This is a genomic window from Citrobacter sp. CK206, from assembly GCF_030333125.1.
GTDB classification, from domain to species: Bacteria; Pseudomonadota; Gammaproteobacteria; order Enterobacterales; family Enterobacteriaceae; genus Citrobacter_B; species Citrobacter_B koseri.
On sequence record NZ_JAOWGM010000021.1, the window covers coordinates 304,901 to 324,446 of the forward strand.

The 19,546-nt window shown below is 54.0% G+C and carries 16 protein-coding genes and 1 other annotated feature; of the genes, 10 read left to right on the forward strand and 6 right to left on the reverse strand.

What is annotated here, in order from left to right; all coding sequences use genetic code 11:
• Positions 1 to 18 precede the first annotated feature (18 nt).
• The 3 genes from tomB to acrA all read right to left on the reverse strand — a co-directional run bounded on the left by tomB (position 19) and on the right by acrA (position 5,257).
• Positions 19 to 393 (reverse strand): Hha toxicity modulator TomB, encoded by a 375-nt coding sequence (gene tomB / locus OGX81_RS04520; protein ID WP_012133514.1) that lies wholly within the window; start codon positions 391 to 393, stop codon positions 19 to 21.
• 501 nt (positions 394 to 894) lie between these two features.
• Entirely contained in the window at positions 895 to 4,041 is a 3,147-nt protein-coding gene (gene acrB / locus OGX81_RS04525) for an efflux RND transporter permease AcrB (protein WP_012133513.1), read from the reverse strand.
• 22 nt (positions 4,042 to 4,063) lie between these two features.
• Complete coding sequence (acrA, locus tag OGX81_RS04530) at positions 4,064 to 5,257, reverse strand: multidrug efflux RND transporter periplasmic adaptor subunit AcrA (RefSeq protein WP_047458420.1); 1,194 nt, start codon at positions 5,255 to 5,257, stop codon at positions 4,064 to 4,066.
• A 141-nt stretch (positions 5,258 to 5,398) separates the two neighbouring features.
• On the opposite strand from acrA, the gene acrR reads away from it, so the two are divergent.
• Together acrR and mscK are read left to right on the forward strand one after the other, a co-directional pair.
• Entirely contained in the window at positions 5,399 to 6,052 is a 654-nt protein-coding gene (gene acrR, locus OGX81_RS04535; RefSeq protein ID WP_058668709.1) for a multidrug efflux transporter transcriptional repressor AcrR, read from the forward strand.
• Between the two features lie 119 nt (positions 6,053 to 6,171).
• Positions 6,172 to 9,534: a mechanosensitive channel MscK gene (mscK, locus tag OGX81_RS04540; protein ID WP_047458417.1), complete on the forward strand. Its 3,363-nt coding sequence runs from the start codon at positions 6,172 to 6,174 to the stop codon at positions 9,532 to 9,534.
• Between the two features lie 36 nt (positions 9,535 to 9,570).
• On the opposite strand, the gene OGX81_RS04545 is transcribed toward mscK, so the two are convergent.
• From OGX81_RS04545 to priC, 3 genes are all read right to left on the reverse strand, one after another.
• On the reverse strand, positions 9,571 to 10,518 hold the full coding sequence (locus OGX81_RS04545) for an Rpn family recombination-promoting nuclease/putative transposase (RefSeq protein WP_104868982.1): 948 nt from the start codon (positions 10,516 to 10,518) through the stop codon (positions 9,571 to 9,573).
• A 69-nt stretch (positions 10,519 to 10,587) separates the two neighbouring features.
• Positions 10,588 to 10,755, reverse strand: coding sequence for a pleiotropic regulatory protein RsmS (gene rsmS, locus OGX81_RS04550; protein WP_012133507.1), 168 nt, complete (start codon positions 10,753 to 10,755; stop codon positions 10,588 to 10,590).
• Positions 10,756 to 10,769: 14 nt separating this feature from the next.
• Complete coding sequence (gene priC / locus OGX81_RS04555; protein WP_024130585.1) at positions 10,770 to 11,297, reverse strand: primosomal replication protein N''; 528 nt, start codon at positions 11,295 to 11,297, stop codon at positions 10,770 to 10,772.
• Between the two features lie 69 nt (positions 11,298 to 11,366).
• On the opposite strand from priC, the gene OGX81_RS04560 reads away from it, so the two are divergent.
• From OGX81_RS04560 to hemH, 8 genes are all read left to right on the forward strand, one after another.
• Entirely contained in the window at positions 11,367 to 11,744 is a 378-nt protein-coding gene (locus OGX81_RS04560) for a DUF454 family protein (protein WP_012133505.1), read from the forward strand.
• Positions 11,745 to 11,894: 150 nt separating this feature from the next.
• The gene (gene apt, locus OGX81_RS04565) at positions 11,895 to 12,446 is read left to right on the forward strand and encodes an adenine phosphoribosyltransferase (RefSeq protein WP_012133504.1); all 552 of its coding nucleotides are present in this window, start codon (positions 11,895 to 11,897) and stop codon (positions 12,444 to 12,446) included.
• Between the two features lie 189 nt (positions 12,447 to 12,635).
• A complete protein-coding gene (gene dnaX / locus OGX81_RS04570; RefSeq protein WP_104868981.1) occupies positions 12,636 to 14,561 on the forward strand; it encodes a DNA polymerase III subunit gamma/tau in 1,926 nt (641 codons plus the stop codon).
• Positions 13,894 to 13,958: a sequence feature (DnaX frameshifting element), on the forward strand. (Overlaps the previous gene by 65 nt.)
• Positions 14,562 to 14,606: 45 nt before the next feature.
• Complete coding sequence (locus OGX81_RS04575) at positions 14,607 to 14,936, forward strand: YbaB/EbfC family nucleoid-associated protein (RefSeq protein ID WP_001515903.1); 330 nt, start codon at positions 14,607 to 14,609, stop codon at positions 14,934 to 14,936.
• A complete protein-coding gene (gene recR / locus OGX81_RS04580) occupies positions 14,936 to 15,541 on the forward strand; it encodes a recombination mediator RecR (RefSeq protein ID WP_012133502.1) in 606 nt (201 codons plus the stop codon). Before OGX81_RS04575 ends, recR begins: the two co-directional genes overlap by 1 nt.
• Positions 15,542 to 15,650: 109 nt before the next feature.
• The gene (gene htpG, locus OGX81_RS04585) at positions 15,651 to 17,525 is read left to right on the forward strand and encodes a molecular chaperone HtpG (RefSeq protein WP_012133501.1); all 1,875 of its coding nucleotides are present in this window, start codon (positions 15,651 to 15,653) and stop codon (positions 17,523 to 17,525) included.
• Positions 17,526 to 17,762: 237 nt separating this feature from the next.
• A complete protein-coding gene (gene adk, locus OGX81_RS04590) occupies positions 17,763 to 18,407 on the forward strand; it encodes an adenylate kinase (protein ID WP_012133500.1) in 645 nt (214 codons plus the stop codon).
• A gap of 176 nt (positions 18,408 to 18,583) precedes the next feature.
• Positions 18,584 to 19,546, forward strand: a complete 963-nt coding sequence (hemH, locus tag OGX81_RS04595; RefSeq protein ID WP_047458399.1) for a ferrochelatase — start codon at positions 18,584 to 18,586, stop codon at positions 19,544 to 19,546.

Genomic DNA, 19,546 nt, shown 5'->3' on the forward strand with positions numbered 1-19,546 from the left:
CTATGATTGTAATAATTTTTAACATGACAAGCTAACAGGATTCGCCCTTGTGGCATTGACGAAGCAGCGAAACAGGCGGTTTCCTGATTTTCGCCATTTTTGCAGATCCTGCGCATTAATGCCGTAACTGCTGAACAACATAAAGGTGTCATCCAGATATTCATCTATCTGTGCAATCAGCTTATTGTCCTCATTATACTTAATTTTATAATTAAGTGCGAAGGTTGCAATATGCTCTATCAGTTCATTGAGCTGAAGATTGATTGCCGAAGTAGGGTCATTAACCCAACCGTGGTTGCTTTCTTCAAGGTTTGCAAGACAGTCATGATACAGGGTTTCACAGAGAAATTTAAGCTGTGCGATATCATGTCTTTTGGGTGAGTACTCATCCATAACGCATCCCCTTCTTAGTGGCTTGAACTAACCGAACACCTTTCGGGATGGATACAACTAACTGACCTGGAACTTGCGCTCTTCTCCTGATGTTTTAACTATAATCCACTCTAAAAAAGATTTCATCGTCCTATTACGAAAAATTACAATTAGGTAAAAGTATGTTGCCCCAACGCAATTTTACATTTTAACCGTAAAAGACGATGCCTGAAATGAGGCGATCTTTTTATTGTTTTTGCAATCATTGAGTTATCGTCATTTGTGCTAACAACGATTGTTAAGAAGGCTGTTACACTCACGATATACCAGGAATAATCTTAATGATTTCTTAATTAACGGAAAAAATAAGAAATGACCAGACTCTCTAAGAATAGCCTTTAGCACGCTGGGGATTATATGTCTTATTTATTCTACGGTGAATAAACAAACTAACAATAAGCGCTTTTTATGATTTTTATCCAGAAAAAAGGCCGCTTGCGCGGCCTTTTCACAGGAGATGAATCAATGATGCTCTACCGAATGGCTGTGCTCAATGTCTTCGCTCTTGCGGCTAAAGCGGCGGCGTACCACCACAAAGAAGACCGGAACGAAGAAGATAGCCAGAACCGTTGCGGTGACCATCCCGCCCATTACGCCGGTGCCCACAGCATTCTGCGCGCCGGAACCTGCGCCAGAGCTGATAACCAGCGGCATAACACCGAGGATAAACGCCAGAGACGTCATCAGGATCGGGCGTAAACGCATACGTACCGCTTCCAGCGTTGCTTCTATCAGACCTTTGCCTTCTTTATCCATTAAGTCTTTGGCGAATTCGACGATAAGTATCGCGTTCTTCGCCGACAACCCAATGGTTGTGAGCAGGCCCACCTGGAAGTAAACGTCGTTGGTCAGGCCACGGAAGGTTGCCGCCAACAGCGCGCCGATAACCCCGAGCGGCACCACCAGCATAACGGAGAACGGAATAGACCAGCTCTCATACAGCGCCGCCAGACACAGGAAGACCACGATCAGTGAAATGGCGTACAGGGCAGGCGCCTGGTTGCCGGACAGTCGTTCCTGATAAGACATCCCGGTCCAGTCGTAGCCGATGCCGGATGGCAGTTTGCTTGCCAGCTCTTCCATCATCGCCATTGCTTCACCGGTACTCTTACCTGGTGCCGCCTGGCCGAGGATTTCCATTGAAGGCAGACCGTTATAGCGTTCCAGACGAGGTGAACCGTATTCCCAGCGCGAGGAGGAGAAGGCCGAGAACGGCACCATCTGACCATCGCTACCGCGCACATACCAGTTTCCGATATCTTCCGGCAACATACGGTATTTCGCTTCAGACATGACGTAAACTTTCTTCACACGACCACGGTCGATGAAGTCGTTCACATAGCTGCCGCCCCATGCTGCGCCCAGCGTCGTGTTAATATCGCTAATGGAAACACCCAGCGCCTGCGCTTTTTCCTGATCGATATCGACCTTGAACTGCGGCGTATCTTCCAGACCGTTCGGACGAACGCCGACCAGCAGATCCGGGTGTTTTGCCACTTCGCCAAATAGCTGGTTACGCGCCTGCGTCAGTTTTTCATGACCGAGGCCACCCTGGTCAATCAACTGGAAGTCGAAGCCCGTTGCCGTACCCAGTTCGACAATCGCTGGCAGGTTAAAGGCGAACACCATCGCATCTTTAATCTGGGAGAATGCGCCCATCGCGCGACCGGTGATCGCATCGACTTTATTCTCATCCCCCGGACGGTCGGCCCAGTCTTTCAACGAGACGAACGCGATACCGGTGTTCTGACCACGACCAGCAAAACCAAAGCCGTTAACCGCAAAGACGGATTCAACGTTATCTTTCTCTTTGGTGAGATAATAGTCGGTCATCTCATCGAGAACTTTCTGCGTACGCTCCTGGGTTGCGCCCGCTGGCAGCTGCGCCATGCTCAGGAAGACCCCCTGGTCCTCGTCCGGCAAGAAGGAGCTTGGCAGACGAACGAACAGGTAAGCCATGCCGACAACGATGATCAGATAGAGCAGCAGATAACGACCGGTGCTGCGCAGGATGTTGCCTACGCTGTCGGTGTAGTGGTGCGTGCTCTTCTCGAACATGTTGTTGAACCAGCCAAAGAAACCTTTGGTTGACCCGTGGCTGCCTTTGGCAACCGGCTTAAGCATGGTGGCGCACAGGGCTGGCGTCAGGATCAATGCCACCAGCACTGACAGCGCCATTGCGGACACAATGGTGATGGAGAACTGACGATAAATAGCCCCTGTAGACCCGCCGAAGAAGGCCATCGGGATAAATACCGCTGACAGCACCATCGCGATACCCACCAGCGCGCCCTGAATCTGGCCCATTGATTTTCGCGTGGCTTCTTTCGGCGGCAATCCTTCTTCGGACATTACACGCTCAACGTTCTCTACCACCACGATGGCGTCATCCACCAACAGACCGATGGCGAGCACCATCCCGAACATTGTTAGCGTGTTTATCGAGAAACCGAACGCCGAAAGCACGGCGAATGTCCCCAACAGCACCACCGGCACCGCGATTGTCGGAATCAACGTCGCGCGGAAGTTTTGCAGGAACAGGTACATGACCAGGAACACGAGGATGATGGCTTCTACCAGCGTTTTCACCACTTCGTGAATGGAGATCGTCACGAACGGGGTGGTGTCATACGGGTAAACGATCTTCATCCCTGACGGGAAGAACGGTTCCATCTTCTTCAGTTCTGCACGGATGGCGTTTGCGGTATCCAGCGCGTTCGCACCGGTCGCCAGTTTGATCCCCAGACCAGACGCAGGCTGTCCGTTGAACTTCGCAATGATGTCGTAGTTCTCACCGCCCAGTTCAATTCTTGCTACATCGCGCAGGCGAACCTGGGAGCCGTCCTGGTTCACTTTCAGCAGAATTTTACCGAACTCTTCCGTAGAGGTCAGACGCGTTTGTGCGATGATGGAGGCGTTCAGTTGCTGGCCTTTCACTGGCGGCGTACCGCCAAGCTGACCGGCCGCAACCTGGGCGTTCTGCGCTTTGATCGCGTTAATCACATCCACTGGCGTGAGCTGGAAGTTGTTCAGCTTCGTTGGGTCCATCCAGATACGCATCGCGTACTGCGAACCAAACAGCTGCACGTCACCCACACCTGACGTACGGCTGATGGCGTCTTTCATGTTCGCCGCAACGTAGTCAGATATATCCTCCTGGGTCATGGTGCCGTCGGTGTTAATGACGCCCACAACCATCAGGAAGCTGCTGGATGATTTCTCAACGCTCACACCCTGCTGTTGAACCTCCTGAGGAAGCAGCGGCATGGCCAGTTGCAGTTTGTTCTGCACCTGAACCTGCGCGATATCTGCATCCGTACCGGATTCGAAGGTCAGAGTGATCTGCACGGTACCCGTGGAGTCACTGTTTGAGGACATGTACATCAGGTTATCGATACCGTTCATGTTCTGTTCGATAACCTGCGTCACCGTGTCCTGCACGGTTTTCGCATCAGCGCCAGGGTAAGTCGCGGAGATCGTCACTGCGGGCGGCGCAATCGTTGGATATTGCGCTACCGGCAGTTTGAGGATCGCGAGGCCCCCTGCCAACATGATGATAATGGCGATCACCCACGCAAATATAGGGCGATCGATAAAGAAATTAGGCATGTCTTAACGGCTCCTGTTTAAGTTAAGACTTAGACTGTTCAGACGGGTTAGCGCTTGCGGCTTGCTGTTCATTATCCGCGGTGACTTCCTGCGCTTTAACCTGCGCGCCAGGACGCACTTTTTGCAGCCCGGTAACAATCACGCGATCGCCCGATTTGAGTCCATCAGTGACTAACCACTTATCGCCAATCGCCTGGTTTGCGACGATCTGACGGGTTTCCACTTTGTCATCGGCGCCGACAACCAACGCACTGGCATCACCGCGTGGCGTACGGGTAACGCCCTGCTGGGGAACCAGCAATGCATCAGGATTGGTGCCTTCTTCCAGACGTGCGCGAACAAACATACCAGGCAGTAAGGTATGGTCCGGGTTAGGGAAGATTGCGCGTAACGTAATAGATCCGGTGGTTTGGTCGACGGTGACGTCAGAAAACTCAAGCGTACCGGATTGCGGATAGGTAATGCCGTCGCTGGTGACCAGCTCGACTTTCGCTTTGCCGTTCTCTTGCTTCAGTTTGCCGCTCGCCAGCTCCTGTTTCAGGCGCAGGAAGTCGTTGCTTGACTGCGTTACATCCACATAGATCGGGTCGAGTTGCTGTACTGTCGCGAGGGCGGTAGCCTGGCCGTTTTGTACCAGCGCGCCTTCCGTTACGGATGATTTACCGATACGGCCGTTAATCGGGGAGGTCACTTTGGTATACGCCAGATTAATGCGTGCGGTTTCAACGGCCGCTTTTGCCGCCACAACAGACGCATTCGCCTGTTGCGCATCTGCCAGCGCGCTATCGTAGTCTTGTTGGCTGATGTATTTCGTACCCAACAGTTTCTGATAACGTTTAACCGTTAACTGAGCGATATTTGCAGCCGCCTGCGCTTTAGCGAGATCGCCTTTGGCGCTTTCGTAAGCCGCCTGGTAAGTCGCAGGATCAATCTGATAGAGAGACACACCCGCTTCAATGTCGCCGCCTTCCGTAAAGTTACGTTTCAGGATAATTCCGCTTACCTGAGGACGAACTTCCGCAATACGGTATGCATTGGTGCGACCCGGGAGTTCAGTAGTGATCTGTAGAGGTTCAGTTTTGAGCGTCACAACCCCAACTTCTGGCATCTGCTGACCACCTTGTTGGGCCTGTTTGTCGTCACATCCTGTTAGCGCTAAGCTGCCTGAGAGCATCAGAACGACCGCCAGAGGCGTAAACCCTCTGTTTTTGTTCATATGTAAACCTCGAGTGTCCGATTTCAAATTGATCAATGGTCAAAAGTCCACAAACCCATTGCTGCGTTTATATTATCGTCGTGCTATGGTACATACATCCACAAATGTATGTAAATCTAACGCCTGTAAATTCACCGACATATGGCACGAAAAACCAAACAACAAGCACAGGAAACTCGGCAACACATCCTGGATGTAGCTCTGCGTTTGTTCTCGCGACAAGGGGTATCATCCACTTCGCTCGCGGAGATTGCAAAAGCCGCTGGCGTCACACGCGGTGCAATCTATTGGCACTTCAAAAACAAGTCGGATTTATTCAGTGAAATCTGGGAGCTATCAGAATCCAATATTGGTGAGCTTGAGATTGAGTATCAGGCAAAATTCCCCGACGATCCACTATCAGTATTAAGAGAAATTTTAGTCCATCTTCTTGAAGCAACCGTGACGGAAGAGCGCCGACGTTTATTGATGGAAATTATATTCCACAAATGCGAATTCGTGGGTGAAATGGCGGTAGTGCAACAGGCGCAGCGAAGCATCTGCGTGGAAAGCTATGATCGCATTGAACAAACTCTAACACATTGTATTAAAGCAAAAATGCTCCCGGGAAACCTGATGACGCGTCGTGCGGCAATATTAATGCGCGGCTATATTTCCGGCATCATGGAAAACTGGCTCTTTGCGCCGCAATCCTTTGATCTGAAAAAAGAAGCGCGAGATTACGTCGCCATCTTGTTGGAAATGTATCTGCTTTGCCCGACGCTGAGAGCGGCGCCTGTCCTAGAAAGCCCCTGATATCATTCCAGGAATTATCCTGGACATTTTCCGTTCCGCTATTCTGTCCGTCACCGCCGTGATATTCTTGCGGCTTGACTATTTCCGGTCATTCTTCCGGTTCAGAAACCTTCACTCCCATGACTATGTTGCAGCTCTATAAACGTTCATCGCATCTTGTTTTTATCTCAATCATTTTCTTTGTGTTATTGCTGTGCGGTCAGTCGTCGGCGTTTGCCCGTGCGCAAACGAATGGCGATCTGCCGTCGAAAGCAGACGTGCAAAGCCAGCTGGATGCGCTGGGTAAACAGAAAGACCTCTCGGCGCTGGATAAACTGGTCCAGCAGGATCTCATCGATACGCTCGCCACGCTTGATAAAATCGATCGGGTAAAAGAGGAGACCACGCAATTACGTCAGAAAGTCGCGCAGGCGCCGGAAAAAATGCGTCAGGCGACGGACGCGCTGAATGCCCTCAGCGATGTGGATAATGACGACGAAACGCGAAAAACGTTGAGCACGCTTTCGCTGCGCCAGTTGGAACTTCGGGTTGCGCAGGTGCTGGATGATTTGCAGAACTCGCAAAACGATCTGGCGACTTACAATAGTCAGCTGGTTTCGCTCCAGACGCAGCCTGAGCGTGTGCAAAATGCGATGTATACCGCGTCGCAGCAAATGCAGCAAATCCGTAATCGACTGGACGGCACCAGTGTCGGGGATGGCGCATTGCGCCCGAGTCAACAGGCTCTGCTACAGGCGCAACAGGCGTTGCTTAACGCGCAAATCGATCAGCAGCGCAAAAGTCTGGAAGGCAATACAGTTTTGCAGGATACTCTGCAAAAGCAGCGCGATTACGTCACGGCGAACACCAATCGACTGGAACACCAGCTCCAGCTTTTGCAGGAAGCGGTCAACAGCAAACGTCTGACGCTAACCGAGAAGACGGCGCAGGAGGCGATCTCGCCGGATGAAACGGCGCGTATTCAGGCTAACCCTCTTGTGAAGCAGGAGCTGGATGTCAATCATCAACTGAGCCAGCGCCTGATCACGGCAACCGAAAACGGCAACGCGCTCATGCAGCAGAACATCAAAGTCAAAAACTGGCTTGATCGCGCGCTGCAATCAGAGCGCAATATCAAAGAGCAGATTGCGGTGCTGAGAGGCAGTTTGCTGTTGTCGCGTATCTTGTATCAGCAGCAGCAAACGCTGCCGTCGGCAGATGAACTTGTCGATATGACCAACCGGATTGCGGATTTGCGTCTGGAGCAGTTTGAAGTTAACCAGCAGCGTGACGCTTTGTTCCAGAACGACGCCTTTGTGGCCAAACTGGAAGAAGGGCACACTGACGAGGTTAATGACGAAGTGCATGATGCGCTGCTGCAAGTGGTTGATATGCGCAGGGAATTACTGGATCAGTTGAATAAGCAACTGGGCAATCAGCTGATGATGGCCATTAACCTGCAAATCAATCAACAGCAGCTGATGAGCGTCTCGAAAAACCTTAAAGAGATCCTGACTCAGCAAATCTTTTGGGTTAACAGTAACCGCCCGATGGACTGGGACTGGATTAAAGCCTTCCCGCAAACGCTGAAAGATCAGTTCAGGTCGATGAAAATTACGGTGAACTGGGAAAAGGCCTGGCCTGCGGTATTCATCGCATTCCTCGCGGGGCTGCCTTTGCTGCTGATCGCCGGGGTGATTCGCTGGCGACTGAAATGGCTTAAAGCGTACCAGGAGAAGCTGGCGGCTGCGGTGGGATCATTGCGTAACGACAGCCAGCTCAATACGCCGAAAGCGATTTTCATCGATCTGATTCGCGCCTTGCCGGTTTGTCTGATAATCCTTGCGGTGGGGCTGATCCTCCTCACCATGCAGTTGAATATTAGCGACCTGTTATGGGCGTTCAGTAAAAAGCTGGCGTTGTTCTGGCTGGTATTCGGTCTGTGCTGGAAGGTGCTGGAGAAAGAGGGCGTTGCCATTCGGCACTTCGGCATGCCGGCGAAATTGACCAGCCACTGGCGCCGTCAGATTGTGCGCATCAGTCTGGCGCTACTGCCGCTGCATTTCTGGTCGGTGGTCGCTGAACTTTCTCCGCTGCATCTGATGGACGATGTGCTGGGGCAGGTGGTGATTTTCCTCAACCTTCTGCTTATTACTCTGCTGGTGTGGCCAATGTGCCGCGATAGCTGGCGTGATAAGGAGTCGCATGGTTTACGTTTGATCACGATTACCGTGCTCTCTATCATTCCCGTCGCGTTGATGGTGTTGACCGCGACGGGCTATTTCTATACCACGCTACGCCTGTCCGGGCGCTGGATTGAAACCGTCTATCTGGTGATTATCTGGAACCTGCTGTATCAGACCGTGTTACGCGGCCTGAGCGTCGCGGCGCGTCGTATTGCCTGGCGCCGTGCGCTGGCGCGTCGTCAGAATCTGGTGAAAGAGGGGGCGGAAGGCGCGGAGCCGCAGGAAGAACCGACCATTGCGCTGGAACAGGTTAACCAGCAAACGCTGCGCATCACCATGCTGCTGATGATTGCCCTGTTCGGGGTGATGTTTTGGGCGATTTGGTCCGATCTGATCACCGTGTTCAGCTATCTCGACAGCATCACGCTCTGGCACTACAACGGCACGGAAGCGGGCGCCGCGGTGGTTAAAAACGTTACGATGGGCAGCCTGCTGTTTGCCATTATTGTGTCAATGGTGGCCTGGGCGCTGATCCGTAACTTACCTGGCCTGCTGGAAGTTCTGGTACTTTCCAGACTGAAAATGCGCCAGGGGGCTTCGTATGCGATCACCACGATCCTCAACTACATCATCATTGCCGTTGGCGCGATGACGGTATTCGGATCGCTTGGCGTATCGTGGGACAAACTACAGTGGCTGGCGGCGGCGTTATCGGTCGGTCTTGGTTTCGGCTTGCAGGAGATTTTCGGTAACTTCGTCTCTGGCATTATTATCCTGTTTGAACGCCCGGTACGCATTGGCGATACGGTGACTATCGGCACCTTCTCCGGGACGGTCAGCAAGATCCGTATTCGTGCGACCACCATTACCGACTTCGATCGTAAAGAGGTGATCATTCCGAACAAAGCCTTCGTGACCGAACGATTGATCAACTGGTCGCTGTCCGACACCACCACCCGGCTGGTGATCCGCCTTGGTGTCGCCTATGGCTCGGATCTGGACAAAGTGAAAAAAGTGCTGTTGCAGGCGGCGACGGAGCACCCGAAAGTGATGCGTGAGCCAGAACCTGCGGTGTTCTTTACCACGTTTGGCGCCAGTACGCTCGATCATGAACTGCGTCTGTACGTGCGTGAACTGCGCGATCGCAGCCATACGGTGGATGAGCTGAACCGGACCATCGATCGTTTGTGTCGTGAAAATAACATCGACATCGCTTTTAACCAGCTTGAAGTGCATCTGCGCAATGAGAAAGGTGACGAAGTGACGGAAGTTAAACGCGAAATCAAAGGCGACGATCCGACGCCGTCGGTGGGCTAAGTTCTGTTCAGGGCGGCCAGGCCGCCCTGAGTGTCTCTAATGGGAGAGCGCAGACAGCTCTTCTGGCGAGAGTCCGGTTAGGTGGGTGATCAGATCGGGGGCCAGACCGCTGTCGAGCATTTTGAGAGCGATGCTGCGCGCTTCGGCCTGACGACCTTCTTCTAAGCCCTTTTGCCGTCCTTGCTGCATTCCCTGTTGCATTCCTTTTTGCAGGCCGTCTGCTCTGCCTTTCTCTTCCAGCCATTCGGCAATGCTCATCAGTTGCTCCTTATACTGGGGGGCGCAGCTGGCCAGTTTGCGGATCAACGCGCCGGGGTCCGTGGTATTCCCAACCTGCAACATATAGTGTATCAGCACGCTGATTTGGCTACGGGTCAGGTGTTCCTGCGTTAATAGCGTGATTAATTGATCCTGTAATTCGGCCAGATCGCGTCGGCGTATATGCTTTTGCAGCAACTCCAGCATCGCCATTCGCCGATGCCGCATGATCTGATTATCCGGCATTACGGTCAGGTCCACCAGCGCAAATTCATTGCTGTAAAGGCTATTGGCAAGCGCGGGCTCACAAAACATATTCTGCCAGTTCAGGCTGTAGGGCCACGGACTAATTGATCCGTGGTAGAACAGTAAGGGAACCACTAACGGCAGCGTGTCGTGCCCGGCATCAAGATGCCGCTGCATGGCGGCGATGGCATAACGCATCAGGCGAAACGCCATGAATTTATCGGGTTTGCTTTGATGCTCAATCAGCGCATAAACGTAGCCTGGTCCATGCGTAGTTTGCAGGGAATAGAGGATGTCTGAATAGCTGGCCCGTAAGTTCTCTTCGACAAAACTTCCTGACTCCAGCGTCAGGGAATCCAGATTGCAGATGCGAAGAAAGGTGTCAGGTAAATGGATCTGTAAAAAATCCCGCGCGATCGCTTTTTGCGTCAGCAGTTGCCGAAATACCGCATTATGCGGCGTGGTTGAAAGTCGTTCCATGAACTGTCCGTCGTCATTGTGTCCCGACGCAGACTCTGACATTGACGGTGAGGACGCACCAGCTCCCTTTTAATCGCTTTGCGAGGCGTCTTCCGCGTTTTTTAGTTTGTTTTCATAATCACGCTTCACAATTTCCAGCGCGCGTAGCACGGTTTGCGCGGGCAGCTGATTCTCTTCAAGCAGGACGATCAGATCGACGGCCAGTTTGACGTCGTCCGGGGCATTCTCAAGCGACATATTTTCTCCAGTGGTTAACGGGTCAGGCGCGCCAGTACGCGCTCTATTTTTTCCAGCGCATGACGACAGCGCGCCAGACGGCCTTCAAACGCCTCGATTTCCCGGTGCAGCGCCTGCTGCTCGGTGAAGCCGGTGACCTGTGCCAGACGGGCTTTACGCTCCTCGGTCATTTCCAGCAGACGACGCTCAAACTCCTGATGTTTTACGCGTTTACGTTGCCAGCGCGCCAGCCCCGGGGAGGCGCTGTCCCACTCCCTGAGCGACCAGGTCGCGGTTTCTCGTGTTATCGCCTCAATCTGTGAAACCAGGCGTTCCGCCAGCCAGGCAATCTGCGGCAGCGTCTGTTGTTCAACCGCATGGCGCAACGCGTCAAGGTTGGTTCCGGCTTCATCCAGATACGCCTTCAATAGCGTGCTGCGGGTGCGAAAAAGATGCCTGTCAAAGCGTGCGCTGAGCGTCGCATGCTGTGCCAGCGGCGCGCTCTGCTGGCGCAGACTGGCGAGCTGGCTTTCCAGCCTGTGTAACAGCATGGCGGTTTTCAATGTAACACTCCGATGAAAATGATAACTGTTATGCTACAGTAGCAGCCTTGTGTGCTACGTACTGTCATTATGAAACGTACTATTTTAATCATCATTGGCTGGCTGGCGGTAGTGTTAGGGACGCTGGGCGTCGTGTTGCCGCTATTGCCTACTACGCCGTTTATTTTACTGGCGGCCTGGTGTTTTGCCCGTTCGTCGCCGCGCTTTCATGACTGGCTGCTTTACCGCTCCTGGTTTGGCGGCTATTTGCGTCACTGGCAAAAGCATCGCGCGATGCCGCCGGGGGCGAAACCACGCGCTATTGCATTGATATTGATTACATTCGGTATCTCGCTTTGGCTGGTGCATATGATGTGGGTACGAATACTGCTGCTGGCGATCCTGGCCTGCCTGTTGATTTTTATGTGGCGGATACCGGTGATTGATGAAAAGCAACAAAAGCACTGAAGCGCAATAATCGCTGTTGCAATTGTCTTACGCAGCCAGTAAATTCGACCGTTTTCGAGCACAGGCGCAGACGGTTAAAGGTTAAACAATCGTTACTTTGACCCCCTTAATTCGCGCCGTGAGTAACACCGTAATAGCAGGCATATATCCATGACCGCGACTGCACAGCAGCTTGAGTTTCTCAAAAATAGCATTAAAAGCATTCACGATTACCCGAAACCGGGCATTCTTTTCCGTGATGTCACCAGCTTGCTGGAAGACCCGAAAGCCTATGCGCTCAGCATTGAGTTGCTGGTTGAACGATACAAAAATGCAGGCATCACCAAAGTTGTCGGCACCGAAGCGCGTGGCTTCCTGTTTGGTGCGCCGGTCGCGCTGGGCCTGGGCGTCGGGTTTGTTCCGGTGCGTAAACCGCGCAAACTGCCGCGTGAAACGATCGCTGAAAGCTATGAGCTGGAGTACGGCACCGATCAGCTGGAAATCCACGTTGATGCCATCAAACCGGGCGATAAAGTGCTGGTGGTGGACGATCTCCTGGCGACCGGTGGCACAATCGAAGCGACTGTGAAGCTGATCCGTCGTCTGGGTGGGGAAGTGACCGATGCCGCTTTCATCATCAATCTGTTCGATCTGGGTGGTGAGCAGCGTCTGGCAAAACAGGGGATTACCTGTTATAGCCTGGTTCCCTTCCCGGGGCACTGATTCAGGCTAGCTTATTCGCCACTTTGGTTCCGGCCAGTGCCCGACAAAACACATTTGCGTTTTGAACGCCGCTTGCGGCGGCTCAAAAGGGTGAGCGTCGCGAATAAAGCCTCACAACCTCGCTGTATTTGCGAGGTTGTGTTAGCATTCCCCCCATGAATCCACCTTCCAGCGTTTCAGAGCCAGCCAATGAGTTATCAGGTCTTAGCCCGAAAATGGCGCCCACAAACCTTTGCTGACGTCGTCGGCCAGGAACATGTGCTGACCGCACTGGCGAACGGCTTGTCGTTAGGGCGTATTCATCACGCATATCTTTTTTCCGGCACCCGTGGCGTCGGTAAAACCTCCATCGCCCGTCTGCTGGCGAAGGGACTGAACTGTGAAACCGGCATCACCGCCACGCCGTGCGGCGTATGTGACAACTGCCGGGAAATCGAGCAGGGGCGTTTTGTCGATCTGATTGAGATCGACGCCGCGTCGCGCACCAAAGTGGAAGATACCCGCGACCTGCTGGACAACGTCCAGTACGCGCCCGCGCGCGGCCGGTTTAAGGTCTATCTGATCGACGAAGTGCATATGCTCTCGCGGCACAGCTTCAACGCGTTGCTTAAAACGCTCGAAGAACCGCCCGCGCACGTCAAGTTTCTGCTGGCGACCACCGATCCGCAGAAGCTGCCGGTGACGATCTTGTCGCGCTGCCTGCAATTCCATCTCAAGGCGCTGGATGTCGAACAAATTCGCCATCAGCTTGAGCATATCCTTAACGAAGAACATATCGCGCATGAGCCGCGCGCGCTGCAACTGCTCTCCCGCGCAGCGGACGGCAGCCTGCGCGATGCGTTAAGCCTGACCGACCAGGCGATCGCCAGCGGTGACGGGCAGGTCTCCACCCAGGCGGTGAGTGCGATGCTCGGCACGCTGGATGATGACCAGGCGCTTTCGCTGGTCGAGGCGGTGGTTGCCGCCAATGGCGAGCGCGTGATGTCGCTGGTGAATGATGCCGCCGCGCGCGGTATTGAGTGGGAAGCGCTGCTGATCGAAATGCTGGGGCTGTTGCACCGCATTGCGATGGTGCAGCTGTCGCCTGCCGCGCTGGGTAACGATATGGCTGCGATTGAGCAGCGCATGCGTGAACTGGCGCGAACCGTGCCGCCAGCGGACATACAGCTTTATTACCAGACGCTGTTGATTGGCCGCAAAGAGTTGCCCTATGCCCCGGACAGACGGATGGGCGTTGAAATGACGCTATTACGCGCGCTGGCATTCCACCCACGTATGCCGCTGCCGGAACCGGAAAGACCGCAGCAATCTTTTGCGCCGGCCGCGCCAACGGCGGTGATGACGCCGACGCAGGTGCCTTCACAACAATCCGCTCCGGTACGCCAGGAGGTGCCGTTGCCCGATGCCACCAGCCAGGTGCTGGCGGCGCGCAACCAGCTTCAGCGTGCTCAGGGAGCAACCAAAACAAAAAAGAGTGAACCGGCAGCCGCTTCCCGCGCGCGGCCGGTAAATAACGCTGCGCTGGAAAGATTAGCCTCTGTCTCTGAACGCGTTCAGGCGCGTCCGGCGCCGTCTGCGCTGGAACAGACGCCGACGAAGAAAGAAGCCTACCGCTGGAAGGCGACCAATCCGGTGGTGGAAGTAAAAGAGGTTGTGGCCACGCCGAAAGCGCTGAAAAAGGCGCTGGAGCATGAAAAAACACCGGAACTGGCGACCAAACTGGCCGCGGAAGCGACTGAACGCGATCCGTGGGCGGCACAAATTAGCCAGCTCTCCCTGCCGAAGTTGGTGGAACAGGTGGCGTTAAACGCCTGGAAAGAGGAGAACGGCAATACCATTTGCCTGCATCTGCGCTCCACGCAGCGACACCTTAACTCCACTGGCGCGCAGCAAAAGCTGGCGGAAGCATTGAGCGCCCTGACGGGAACGACGGTTGAACTGACCATCGTTGAAGATGATAATCCGGCGGTGCGAACGCCGCTGGAGTGGCGTCAGGCGATTTATGAAGAAAAACTTGCGCAGGCGCGTGAGTCGATTATCGCGGATAACAACATTCAGACGCTGCGTCGATTCTTTGACGCGGATCTGGATGAAGAGAGTATTCGCCCCATTTGATCGTAAGCCCGGCTTGCGATTGTAAACCATCAAGAGAGAGAGCTTATGTTTGGAAAAGGCGGTCTGGGCAACCTGATGAAGCAAGCCCAGCAGATGCAAGAAAAAATGCAGCAGATGCAGGAAGAAATCGCCAAACTGGAAGTCACCGGCGAGTCTGGCGCAGGTCTGGTGAAAGTGACCATTAACGGTGCGCACAACTGCCGTCGCGTGGAAATCGACCCAAGCCTGCTGGAAGACGACAAAGAGATGCTGGAAGATCTGGTCGCTGCGGCGTTCAACGATGCGGCGCGTCGCATTGAAGAGACCCAGAAAGAGAAGATGGCGTCTGTCTCCTCCGGTATGCAACTGCCGCCTGGCTTTAAGATGCCGTTCTGATGCAAACCAGCCCGCTGTTAACTCAGCTTATGGAAGCACTGCGCTGTCTGCCGGGCGTTGGCCCGAAGTCAGCGCAGCGCATGGCGTTTACGCTGCTTCAGCGTGACCGCAGCGGCGGGATGCGTCTGGCGCAAGCGCTCACCCGGGCGATGTCGGAAATCGGCCACTGTGCCGATTGCCGCACCTTCACTGAGCAGGACGTGTGTAATATCTGTTCGAATCCGCGTCGTCAGGAAAACGGTCAAATCTGCGTGGTGGAGAGTCCGGCGGACATCTACGCCATTGAGCAGACCGGGCAATTCTCTGGCCGCTACTTCGTGCTGATGGGGCATCTGTCGCCGCTCGACGGCATCGGGCCGGACGATATCGGTCTCGATCGTCTGGAGCAGCGTCTGGCGTCAGAACAGCTCAGCGAAGTGATCCTCGCGACCAACCCGACGGTCGAAGGGGAGGCTACCGCGAACTATATTGCCGAACTTTGTGCGCAGTATGGCGTTGAAGCCAGCCGTATCGCCCACGGCGTACCGGTGGGCGGCGAACTGGAAATGGTCGATGGCACCACGCTGTCCCACTCGCTTGCCGGGCGTCATAAGATTCGTTTTTAATCAAACGGGAGAACATTCGCGTTCTCCCGCTTGAAAACTCATTTCCCGTCCCCATCTCTCCCTCAACGCATTTTGACCTTGTAAATGGCATTGTTGAGGTATTTATCCAATGAAAGGACAAGAAACTCGTGGTTTTCAGTCAGAAGTAAAACAGCTTCTGCACCTGATGATCCATTCTCTGTACTCCAATAAAGAAATTTTCCTGCGTGAGCTTATCTCTAACGCCTCAGATGCGGCGGACAAGCTGCGTTTTCGCGCGCTGTCGAACCCGGATCTGTATGAAGGCGACGGCGAGCTGCGCGTGCGTGTCTCCTTCGATAAAGATAAGCGTACGCTGACCATCGCCGATAATGGCGTGGGGATGAACCGTGATGACGTTATCGATCATCTGGGAACCATTGCGAAATCCGGCACTAAATCTTTCCTCGAATCAATGGGTTCCGATCAGGCGAAAGACAGCCAGTTGATCGGCCAGTTCGGGGTCGGCTTCTACTCTGCGTTTATCGTCGCGGATAAAGTGACCGTGCGTACCCGCGCGGCGGGCGATAAGCCGGAAAACGGCGTGTTCTGGGAATCGGCGGGCGAAGGTGAGTACACCGTCGCGGATATCACTAAAGACGATCGCGGTACGGAAATCACCCTGCACCTGCGTGAAGGCGAAGACGAGTTCCTTGATGACTGGCGCGTACGCTCCATCATCAGCAAATATTCCGACCATATCGCGCTGCCGGTAGAGATTGAAAAACAGGAAGAAAAAGACGGTGAAACGATCGTCTCCTGGGAGAAAATCAACAAGGCGCAGGCGTTGTGGACGCGTAACAAGTCAGAAATCAAAGACGACGAGTATAACGAGTTCTACAAGCACATTGCTCACGACTTCACCGACCCGCTGACCTGGAGCCACAACCGCGTGGAAGGTAAGCAGGAGTACACCAGCCTGCTGTACATCCCGTCTCAGGCGCCGTGGGATATGTGGAACCGCGATCACAAACATGGGCTGAAACTGTACGTACAGCGCGTCTTTATCATGGACGACGCCGAGCAGTTTATGCCGAACTATCTGCGCTTCGTGCGTGGTCTGATTGATTCCAACGATCTGCCGCTGAACGTTTCCCGCGAAATCCTTCAGGACAGCACCGTTACCCGCAACCTGCGCAGCGCGTTGACCAAACGTGTTCTGCAAATGCTGGAAAAACTGGCGAAAGACGATGCGGAAAAATACCAGACCTTCTGGAAACAGTTTGGTCTGGTGCTGAAAGAAGGCCCGGCGGAAGATCATGCCAACCAGGAAGCCATCGCGAAACTGATGCGCTTTGCCTCAACGCATACGGACTCTTCCGCACAAACCGTCTCTCTGGAAGACTATATCTCCCGCATGAAAGAAGGGCAGGAGAAGATCTACTACATCACGGCAGACAGCTACGCGGCGGCGAAGAGCAGCCCGCACCTGGAGCTGCTGCGTAAGAAAGGCATCGAAGTGCTGCTGCTTTCCGATCGCATTGATGAGTGGATGATGAATTACTTGACCGAGTTCGATGGTAAGGCGTTCCAGTCCGTGTCTAAAGTTGACGAATCGCTGGAAAAACTGGCGGATGAAGTCGATGAAAGCGCAAAAGAAGCGGAAAAAGCGCTGACGCCGTTCGTTGAGCGCGTGAAAACCCTGCTGGGCGATCGTGTGAAAGAGGTGCGTCTGACGCATCGTCTGACCGATACTCCGGCCATTGTCACCACCGACGCTGACGAGATGAGTACCCAGATGGCGAAGCTGTTTGCCGCTGCCGGTCAGGCCGTGCCGGAAGTGAAATACATCTTTGAACTTAACCCGGATCACGTACTGGTGAAACGCACGGCGGATACCCAGGACGAAGCGCAGTTTAACGAATGGGTAGAGCTGTTGTTGGATCAGGCGCTGTTTGCCGAACGCGGTACGCTGGAAGATCCGAACCAGTTTATCCGTCGTATGAACCAGTTGCTGGTGTCTTAATCGGCACCGCGTCATGCCGGATGGCGCTAATGCTTATCCGGCCTACGAGCAGGTTGCTTATGTAGGCCCGATAAGCGCAGTGCCATCGGGCATTTTTTATTTTATCCTCTCTTTTTCTTCATTTTCCCGCCGTTAACCGTTTCAGCGCAGGGCGCCTTCCTTGAGCGAATTGCGTGATGGTGGTATCGTTTAGCGCTTTTTTAAAAAATATCGACAACCTTTAAGGGGATTTTCGTAATGCGTATCATTCTGCTTGGCGCTCCGGGCGCGGGTAAAGGAACTCAGGCTCAGTTCATCATGGAGAAATATGGTATTGTGCAAATCTCCACTGGCGACATGCTGCGTGCCGCCGTGAAATCTGGCTCCGAGCTGGGTAAACAAGCGAAAGACATCATGGACGCCGGCAAGCTGGTGACCGATGAGCTGGTGATTGCGCTGGTAAAAGAGCGTATCGCGCAGGACGATTGCCGCAACGGTTTCCTGCTGGACGGCTTCCCGCGTACAATTCCGCAGGCCGACGCCATGAAAGAAGCGGGCATTGCGGTTGACTATGTTCTCGAATTCGACGTACCGGACGAGCTGATCGTTGACCGCATCGTGGGCCGTCGCGTGCACGCGGCGTCTGGCCGTGTTTATCACATCAAATTCAATCCGCCGAAAGTGGAAGGCAAGGATGATGTGACCGGCGAAGAGCTGACCACCCGTAAAGACGATCAGGAAGAGACCGTTCGTAAGCGTCTGGTGGAATACCATCAGATGACTGCGCCGCTGATTGGTTACTACCAGAAAGAAGCGGAAGCGGGTAACACTAAATACGCGAAAGTGGACGGTACTCAGGCCGTTGCCGATGTGCGTGCCGACCTTGAAAAAATCCTCGGTTAATCCGTAAATTGCCCGATGGCGCTACGCTTATCGGGCCTACGGCCTACGATTTTCTTGTAGGCCTGATAAGCGTAGCGCCATCAGGCAAATTCTCATCTTACCTCTCGCAGCAATTAGTTCTTCTTCCTCGCTTTTCCGCTACAATTATCAACAATTTGAATCAATAAGAGGCGGTAATGCGTCAGACGAAAACCGGTATCCTGCTGGCTAACCTCGGCACTCCCGATGCCCCAACTCCTGAAGCGGTTAAACGCTATCTGAAGCAATTTTTAAGCGATGAGCGCGTGGTGGATACTTCCCGCCTGCTGTGGTGGCCGCTTTTGCGTGGTGTAATTTTGCCGCTGCGCGCGCCGCGTGTCGCAAAACTGTACCAGTCTATCTGGCAGGAAGGCGGATCGCCGTTGCTGGTTTACAGCAGGGAGCAACAGCAGGCGCTGGCAGAGCGTCTCCCGGATACGCCCGTTGCGCTGGGGATGAGCTACGGTTCGCCGTCGCTGGAAAGCGCGGTCGATGAACTGCTGGCGAACCACGTCGATCACATCGTGGTGCTGCCGCTCTACCCACAATACTCCTGTTCGACGGTGGCGGCCGTCTGGGACGAACTGGCGCGTATTCTGGCGCGTAAACGCAGTATTCCAGGCGTCTCGTTTATTCGTGACTACGCTGATGACAATAGCTATATCACCGCCCTGGCAAATAGCGCCCGTGCCTCGTTTGCCCAACATGGCGAGCCGGACTTGCTGCTGCTCTCGTATCACGGCATCCCGCAGCGTTACGCTGACGAAGGCGACGACTACCCGCAACGCTGTCGCGATACTACCCGTGAGCTGGTCTCCGCGCTTGGCCTGGCGCCAGAAAAAGTGATGATGACCTTCCAGTCGCGCTTTGGCCGCGAGCCGTGGCTGACGCCGTATACTGACGAAACGCTGAAAATGCTGGGCGAAAAAGGCACCGGGCATATTCAGGTGATGTGTCCGGGTTTTGCGGCGGATTGTCTGGAAACGCTGGAGGAGATCGCGTTGCAAAACCGGGAAATCTTCCTTGAGGCGGGCGGTAAAAAATACGAATACATTCCGGCGCTCAATGCCGCGCCGGAACACATCGATATGATGCTGAAGCTGACCGCACCGTACCTCTGA

Excerpts from the sequence above, each read along its gene's own strand:
- tomB (WP_012133514.1), bottom strand. The coding sequence starts at position 393 with ATGGATGAGTACTCACCCAAAAGACATGATATCGCACAGCTTAAATTT.
- acrB (WP_012133513.1), bottom strand. The coding sequence starts at position 4,041 with ATGCCTAATTTCTTTATCGATCGCCCTATATTTGCGTGGGTGATCGCC.
- acrA (WP_047458420.1), bottom strand. The coding sequence starts at position 5,257 with ATGAACAAAAACAGAGGGTTTACGCCTCTGGCGGTCGTTCTGATGCTC.
- acrR (WP_058668709.1), top strand. The coding sequence starts at position 5,399 with ATGGCACGAAAAACCAAACAACAAGCACAGGAAACTCGGCAACACATC.
- mscK (WP_047458417.1), top strand. The coding sequence starts at position 6,172 with ATGACTATGTTGCAGCTCTATAAACGTTCATCGCATCTTGTTTTTATC.
- OGX81_RS04545 (WP_104868982.1), bottom strand. The coding sequence starts at position 10,518 with ATGGAACGACTTTCAACCACGCCGCATAATGCGGTATTTCGGCAACTG.
- rsmS (WP_012133507.1), bottom strand. The coding sequence starts at position 10,755 with ATGTCGCTTGAGAATGCCCCGGACGACGTCAAACTGGCCGTCGATCTG.
- OGX81_RS04560 (WP_012133505.1), top strand. The coding sequence starts at position 11,367 with ATGAAACGTACTATTTTAATCATCATTGGCTGGCTGGCGGTAGTGTTA.
- apt (WP_012133504.1), top strand. The coding sequence starts at position 11,895 with ATGACCGCGACTGCACAGCAGCTTGAGTTTCTCAAAAATAGCATTAAA.
- dnaX (WP_104868981.1), top strand. The coding sequence starts at position 12,636 with ATGAGTTATCAGGTCTTAGCCCGAAAATGGCGCCCACAAACCTTTGCT.
- OGX81_RS04575 (WP_001515903.1), top strand. The coding sequence starts at position 14,607 with ATGTTTGGAAAAGGCGGTCTGGGCAACCTGATGAAGCAAGCCCAGCAG.
- recR (WP_012133502.1), top strand. The coding sequence starts at position 14,936 with ATGCAAACCAGCCCGCTGTTAACTCAGCTTATGGAAGCACTGCGCTGT.
- htpG (WP_012133501.1), top strand. The coding sequence starts at position 15,651 with ATGAAAGGACAAGAAACTCGTGGTTTTCAGTCAGAAGTAAAACAGCTT.
- adk (WP_012133500.1), top strand. The coding sequence starts at position 17,763 with ATGCGTATCATTCTGCTTGGCGCTCCGGGCGCGGGTAAAGGAACTCAG.
- hemH (WP_047458399.1), top strand. The coding sequence starts at position 18,584 with ATGCGTCAGACGAAAACCGGTATCCTGCTGGCTAACCTCGGCACTCCC.